Below are 5,206 nucleotides of genomic sequence, written 5' to 3'. Positions count from 1 at the left end.
GTTCCATTTTAGAGATTTGTTTAAGATAAGATATAACTCATTGAGATGTGTCATAGTATTCGTCGTTAGAAAACAATTATTGTGACATTATTTCAATGAGTTATCTATTTTTGTCGTGTACAGAGAATTTTTGTACAAGTGCAATGGTCATCATGCGGTGACGATCAGGTAAATGAATGACATGAAAAGCTATCAGATAAAATCAAATAAAACAAAACTGTAATTTTCACTGTAGCTGCATTGATATTGCTAAAGTCCCCGTGATTTTACTGTCTAATTTTAGTATCCTATCTTATTCATTTCTCATCGTCTCGGATTATGTCAGTCGAAAATGCACCTCTCCAAGGGATTACGCTTTACAGTCATGCGGATGACTTTCGCTCACACTGGATACGCTATGTACTTGCAGAGAAGCAAATCAAACATAATTTAATTATTGCTGATGATGAAGACGAAGATCTTGCGAGTTTAAATCCCTACAATCAACTTCCGATGATGATTGAAAATGGCCTAAAACTCTATAACAGCAGTATTATTGCCGAATATTTGGATGACCGATATCGTCAAAATAAACTGTATGCAGATGCACCCATGCCTCGTGCAGAGCAACGTCAATATGTATGGCGCTTCGAACAAGATTGGTTAAGACTTGCCGATATTATGCTTCGTCATCCCGATACCCTCGATGAAAAAGCCAAGCAAAAAGCACAAAAACAATTACGTGATACACTCATTTCACTAACCCCCTTGTTTCAGCATTATCCTTATTTTATGTCTGAACAATTTAGCATGTTAGACTGTATGCTCGCACCTGTATTTCTGCGCCTAAAAGCCATGGGGATTGAGCTTCCCAAACAGCAATGCCGCCCTATATTTCTCTATTGCCAACGCATCTTTAGCCGTCCTGCATTTATCAAATCGATGACATTGCAGGAAAAAAATCGCTATAGCGAGCTTTTAGCAAAAAATTAATTTCCCGTAAATATTCGAGTAAGCATTATGTCTGAACAAGAACTACAACTCACTCCAACGCGTCCATACTTAACACGGGCACTTTATGAATGGATTTGTGACAATCAACTTACACCGTACCTACTTGTCGATGCGACACAGAATGGTACGATGGTGCCAGTTCAATATATCCAAGATGGCCAAATTGTCCTGAATATCGCACCTCATGCAACGCATGCGCTACACATGAGCAATGAGACGATTACTTTCTCTGCACGCTTTGGTGGCGTTTCGCAAAACCTCTATATCCCCTTTTCTGCTGTTCTAGGTATCTATGCACGTGAAAATGGTCAAGGCATGTTCTTCGATCCTCAAGAATATGAAGGTATTCAGAATGATCAAAATGCTTTAAAATCAAACGACCAAGAACAACAAGAGCAGCCGAAGAAAAAACCAGGTTTAAGGTTGCTCGATTAAAGAATAAGGAAGCGAATAATGGCTTTTGATTTAGTACAATATTTTGTCGAACAAATAGAATCTCAAAAGCCTACGCTTTTAAGTCATTTAAATCGTGAAGAAAAACGTCAACATATACGTGAAATTAATGCATTAACTTTAGGTGAATTGATTCATCAGCTCCGCAATAATACTCAAAAGGTTTATCAAGAAATTACTCATCCTGATGAACTCTATATTCAAGAAGTTTCACGCCATCTGACCACCAATCCATCGAATGCATCAATATTAGAACGCTCTGAACTTGAACACCTAACAACTGAAATTTTTCATTTACAATTAAATGAATTAAAGCAACTTCATGATACCGGCTCACACTCACCACAAAGCATTCAAGAATTACTCAATGGACAAATTGAACACCTTTCTGGTCAAGCGGATGATTGGGTTTGGTCAACAAACAACCTAACAGAGCTTCTTGGTTCTAAACCAAATCTGCAAGAAGAGATATCATTAGAAGCATCAATGAAGGAGTTCAATCAAATGGTTAATCAACAACATACTCAAGAAGATGTGACAACTGAAGTACAAGTGCCAACTTGGTCAAAAATTGTAGAGCCTATTGTTGCAGTGGTGATTTTATGGATTTTGGCATCTGCAGCTTGTAATATTTTTTCTTAAGTAGCTTCATTTGTCTAAATCAATGACCTGCTTCTTAAGCAGGTTTTTTTAAATTGAATATTCTAAATTACACGCCTTTAGATCACTTTTTGTTTTCTTTATGTAAATCGGTCAGCTTTATTCTGCAAAAATTGGGTTTTGTCACACCATTTACAAAATATTACATTTGAATTTTTGGTAAAATTTATATCAAAAATGAAGTCCGAATACACATAAAAAAATATATACAGTAAATTAAATCACATTTTTTAAATCCAAAAACTTAACGCTATATTTAGAAAATATTATCCTTTTAAAGCAAAAAATTAATTTTATTGCAATGCCCCTTACGCTTCCTATAATTAAATTATGTAGTTAAAAACGCTAGTTTAATTACCTAAATATCTACAAATAATAATCATGTATAACCTAAAAGAGGGGCATAAAAATGGCTAAAGTTTCATTAGAATCACTCACAACAATCGACGGTTTTTATGCAGCGGCACTGGTAGACGGTGAAAGTGGCCTAGCTATGGCGACACAAGGCGGTGGAGATATTGATTTAGAATTAGCAGCTGCTGGAAATACTGAAGTGGTTCGCTCCAAAAGACGTGTTGCTCAGTCACTCAATTTAGATGATCACATTGTCGATATTTTAATTACCTTAGGAAAGCAGTATCACTTAATTCGTCCACTGGAAAATAATGAATCCGTATTCTTATATTTAGTACTTGATCGTGCCAAAGCAAACCTAGCCATGGCTCGACACGAATTAAAAACTTATGAAAAAAATTTAGATTTTGCTTAATTTCACCCAACCCTCTTATGCCAATAAGAGGGTTTTTTATTCCCAAAATGTTTTACAGATTTGAATAAAATTAGTCGAGGAACACCATGAATAAGCAATATATCAATATCGGCATTGCTGGATTAAGTATTCATGATTCAGATCAACTCAAACATCAGCTTTACGCAATTTTTCCACAGCACTTTAATATCCAATGGAAAAGTGCATCTGATGTGAATCTCGATTGCTTATTTATTCATGAGCGTTTTTTTGACACCGAAGGAATTCAAAAAATATTAACACGCCGCGCTTTACCTTGGCTCAAGATCTCGAAAGACAACCAACAATCAGGGCGCGTCAGAAACAATACGCTGTTCCTACCCGTGGATGATAATCAAGAGCTCAATCAATGGATTGATAAACATCTCGTCAGCCATAATGGCCTTAATGAATCCATAGAGCATGCACAAAAATGTCAAACTCAAAGTTTTAGCGATTTTAATTTGGAAGATGATTACTTCAAAAAAATGTATGCAGAAGATAACCATGAAAAATTACACCTATATGATGATCTAGGTACAATAGCGGTAATCGATACCGCGCAAAATATAGCTTGGCTCAACCTCGAGCGTCAACTTCAACACACAGATGCTAGTTTTAAATATGATTTCGCATCAATTGAAGATATGACCCATGTAAGTCGAAAGCACCCCGTCATCCTTCAAGACTGGATATGGAATCTATTTTGGCAAACTCCGAATTTTTACCAAACAGTTCCTGAAGATGGTCATTTTCGAATTTTAAGCTGGCCAAAACCTGCTGAACATTTATCTCATAAACAAATTTTTCAACTTTCTGCATGTTTTATCCAGGGCGCAAAGATATCAGCGATCGCAGAACAATATGATATACCCCTCAGCACCGTTCGACAGTTCATTGCTGCAAATATGGCATCACTGAATATTAAAAAAATAAATCTTTGGGATAAACATTACACGCCACCTGAAACACATGAACCAACAGAAGAAAAGAACTTTGTGCAAAACTTCTTTCGTAAATTACGCCGTAAATTTGGATTTTAGAATAGGACATCAAACATGATTCTTCAGCAATATAAAATTGTCTTTGCTGGTTCTATGGGTGCTGGAAAAACTGAAGCGATCCGTTCACTTTCTGATATCCCAATTCTACTGACCGAGGCGTTTAATACAGATCAAACCAGCCATCAAAAACTTGAAACCACAGTAGGTATCGACTACGGAGAAGTGACCTTAGAAGATGGTTTAAAAATAGGTTTATATGGTACCCCTGGACAAAGTCGTTTTGATTTTATTTGGCCTGTGATTTGTCAAGGCGCAATCGGGACGATTATTCTAATTGATCATAATGTTAATGACCCCTTAAGTGAACTCGAAAGCTACTTAGAAACCTTCCAAAACTATACAGATAACATAGCCATTGGAATTACCCATACAGATGAAATCACCAGTTCGACAAATACCGCTATCTATAAGGATTGGTTAATTAGTCAGGACTTATATTCGCCCCTATTCTTTATCGACTGTCGCAAAAAATCTGACGTTTTACTGCTTCTTGAAGCTTTAATTACCTCAATCGAAGTAAATCACTATATCACTGCATAAGGAGCAAAACATGTTTAATGTCACAAAACGCACCGCTTCGAATGAGTTAATACAACATGCCCGTGAACAAATAAATAATATTATTAACAATGCACGAGGCGTTCATTTCATCATGGTGTGTTCAACAGATGGATTTGAGCTAACGAGTGTTTACAAACGTGGGCAATATAACAATAGCAAGTTAGCTGCGGTTAGCAGCTCTATCCTGGCAATGGTGTCAGCATTTATCAAAGAAATTCATTTGGTCGGTTGTCAAAATATAACCTTAGATGCCGAAAATGGAAAAGCGATACTTGCATCAGTCTCTGCTCAAAATCACCCCATGATTATTGTGGCACTAACAGACAAAGATATTTTATTAGGCCAAGTCTTATATATGCTTAAAGCTGCAACGCAATCAATTATTTCAGCGGATCAATAACCCTGATAGAAATATTGAGGGCATCTTACTATATATTTGAGTGAGAAATATTCATATATTATCCACTTACAACATATTCATTTTCATATTTTATGCTTTTTTCATTTCTCTTATTTTTTCTTATTTTCCTTTTTCCGCACACATAAAAAAACACCCCCTGCACTAGTCAGGGGGTGTTTCGAATAATGAGCTGGCGATGACTTACTCTCACATGGGTAACCCCACACTACCATCAGCGCTAAGAGGTTTCACTTCTGAGTTCGGGAAGGGATCAGGTGGTTCACTCTT

7 protein-coding genes and 1 rRNA gene are annotated in these 5,206 nt (G+C 36.5%); 7 read left to right on the top strand and 1 reads right to left on the bottom strand.

Translation table 11 applies throughout. The features are described 5' to 3' along the window. Nucleotides 1–318 precede the first annotated feature (318 nt). The 7 genes from FTT85_RS17860 to FTT85_RS17830 all read left to right on the top strand — a co-directional run bounded on the left by FTT85_RS17860 (nucleotide 319) and on the right by FTT85_RS17830 (nucleotide 4,918). Nucleotides 319–972, top strand: a complete 654-nt coding sequence (locus tag FTT85_RS17860; protein ID WP_111884994.1) for a glutathione S-transferase N-terminal domain-containing protein — start codon at nucleotides 319–321, stop codon at nucleotides 970–972. Nucleotides 973–999: 27 nt separating this feature from the next. Further along, nucleotides 1,000–1,428: a ClpXP protease specificity-enhancing factor gene (locus FTT85_RS17855; protein WP_078194278.1), complete on the top strand. Its 429-nt coding sequence runs from the start codon at nucleotides 1,000–1,002 to the stop codon at nucleotides 1,426–1,428. Between the two features lie 18 nt (nucleotides 1,429–1,446). After that, nucleotides 1,447–2,088 carry a hypothetical protein gene (locus tag FTT85_RS17850; RefSeq protein ID WP_111884993.1) on the top strand — a complete coding sequence of 214 codons (642 nt, stop codon included), beginning with the start codon at nucleotides 1,447–1,449 and terminating at the stop codon, nucleotides 2,086–2,088. 427 nt (nucleotides 2,089–2,515) lie between these two features. After that, nucleotides 2,516–2,875 carry a roadblock/LC7 domain-containing protein gene (locus FTT85_RS17845; protein WP_180184083.1) on the top strand — a complete coding sequence of 120 codons (360 nt, stop codon included), beginning with the start codon at nucleotides 2,516–2,518 and terminating at the stop codon, nucleotides 2,873–2,875. A gap of 86 nt (nucleotides 2,876–2,961) precedes the next feature. Continuing rightward, complete coding sequence (locus tag FTT85_RS17840; protein WP_180184082.1) at nucleotides 2,962–3,936, top strand: hypothetical protein; 975 nt, start codon at nucleotides 2,962–2,964, stop codon at nucleotides 3,934–3,936. 15 nt (nucleotides 3,937–3,951) lie between these two features. Beyond that, a complete protein-coding gene (locus FTT85_RS17835) occupies nucleotides 3,952–4,497 on the top strand; it encodes an ATP/GTP-binding protein (protein WP_180184081.1) in 546 nt (181 codons plus the stop codon). A gap of 10 nt (nucleotides 4,498–4,507) precedes the next feature. After that, on the top strand, nucleotides 4,508–4,918 hold the full coding sequence (locus FTT85_RS17830) for a roadblock/LC7 domain-containing protein (protein WP_180184080.1): 411 nt from the start codon (nucleotides 4,508–4,510) through the stop codon (nucleotides 4,916–4,918). 188 nt (nucleotides 4,919–5,106) lie between these two features. Here the strand turns inward: FTT85_RS17830 and rrf are convergent. Continuing rightward, nucleotides 5,107–5,206, bottom strand: a 5S ribosomal RNA gene (gene rrf / locus FTT85_RS17825); the annotation flags it as partial.

Source organism: Acinetobacter sp. YH01020 (assembly GCF_013420275.1).
Lineage (GTDB): Bacteria > Pseudomonadota > Gammaproteobacteria > Pseudomonadales > Moraxellaceae > Acinetobacter > Acinetobacter amyesii.
Note: the sequence above shows the minus strand (reverse complement) of the source record. Positions and strands in the feature narration are given on the sequence as shown.

Bases quoted from the DNA above. Each gene is read 5' to 3' on its own strand.
- FTT85_RS17860 (WP_111884994.1), top strand. From the start codon at position 319: ATGTCAGTCGAAAATGCACCTCTCCAAGGGATTACGCTTTACAGTCAT.
- FTT85_RS17855 (WP_078194278.1), top strand. From the start codon at position 1,000: ATGTCTGAACAAGAACTACAACTCACTCCAACGCGTCCATACTTAACA.
- FTT85_RS17850 (WP_111884993.1), top strand. From the start codon at position 1,447: ATGGCTTTTGATTTAGTACAATATTTTGTCGAACAAATAGAATCTCAA.
- FTT85_RS17845 (WP_180184083.1), top strand. From the start codon at position 2,516: ATGGCTAAAGTTTCATTAGAATCACTCACAACAATCGACGGTTTTTAT.
- FTT85_RS17840 (WP_180184082.1), top strand. From the start codon at position 2,962: ATGAATAAGCAATATATCAATATCGGCATTGCTGGATTAAGTATTCAT.
- FTT85_RS17835 (WP_180184081.1), top strand. From the start codon at position 3,952: ATGATTCTTCAGCAATATAAAATTGTCTTTGCTGGTTCTATGGGTGCT.
- FTT85_RS17830 (WP_180184080.1), top strand. From the start codon at position 4,508: ATGTTTAATGTCACAAAACGCACCGCTTCGAATGAGTTAATACAACAT.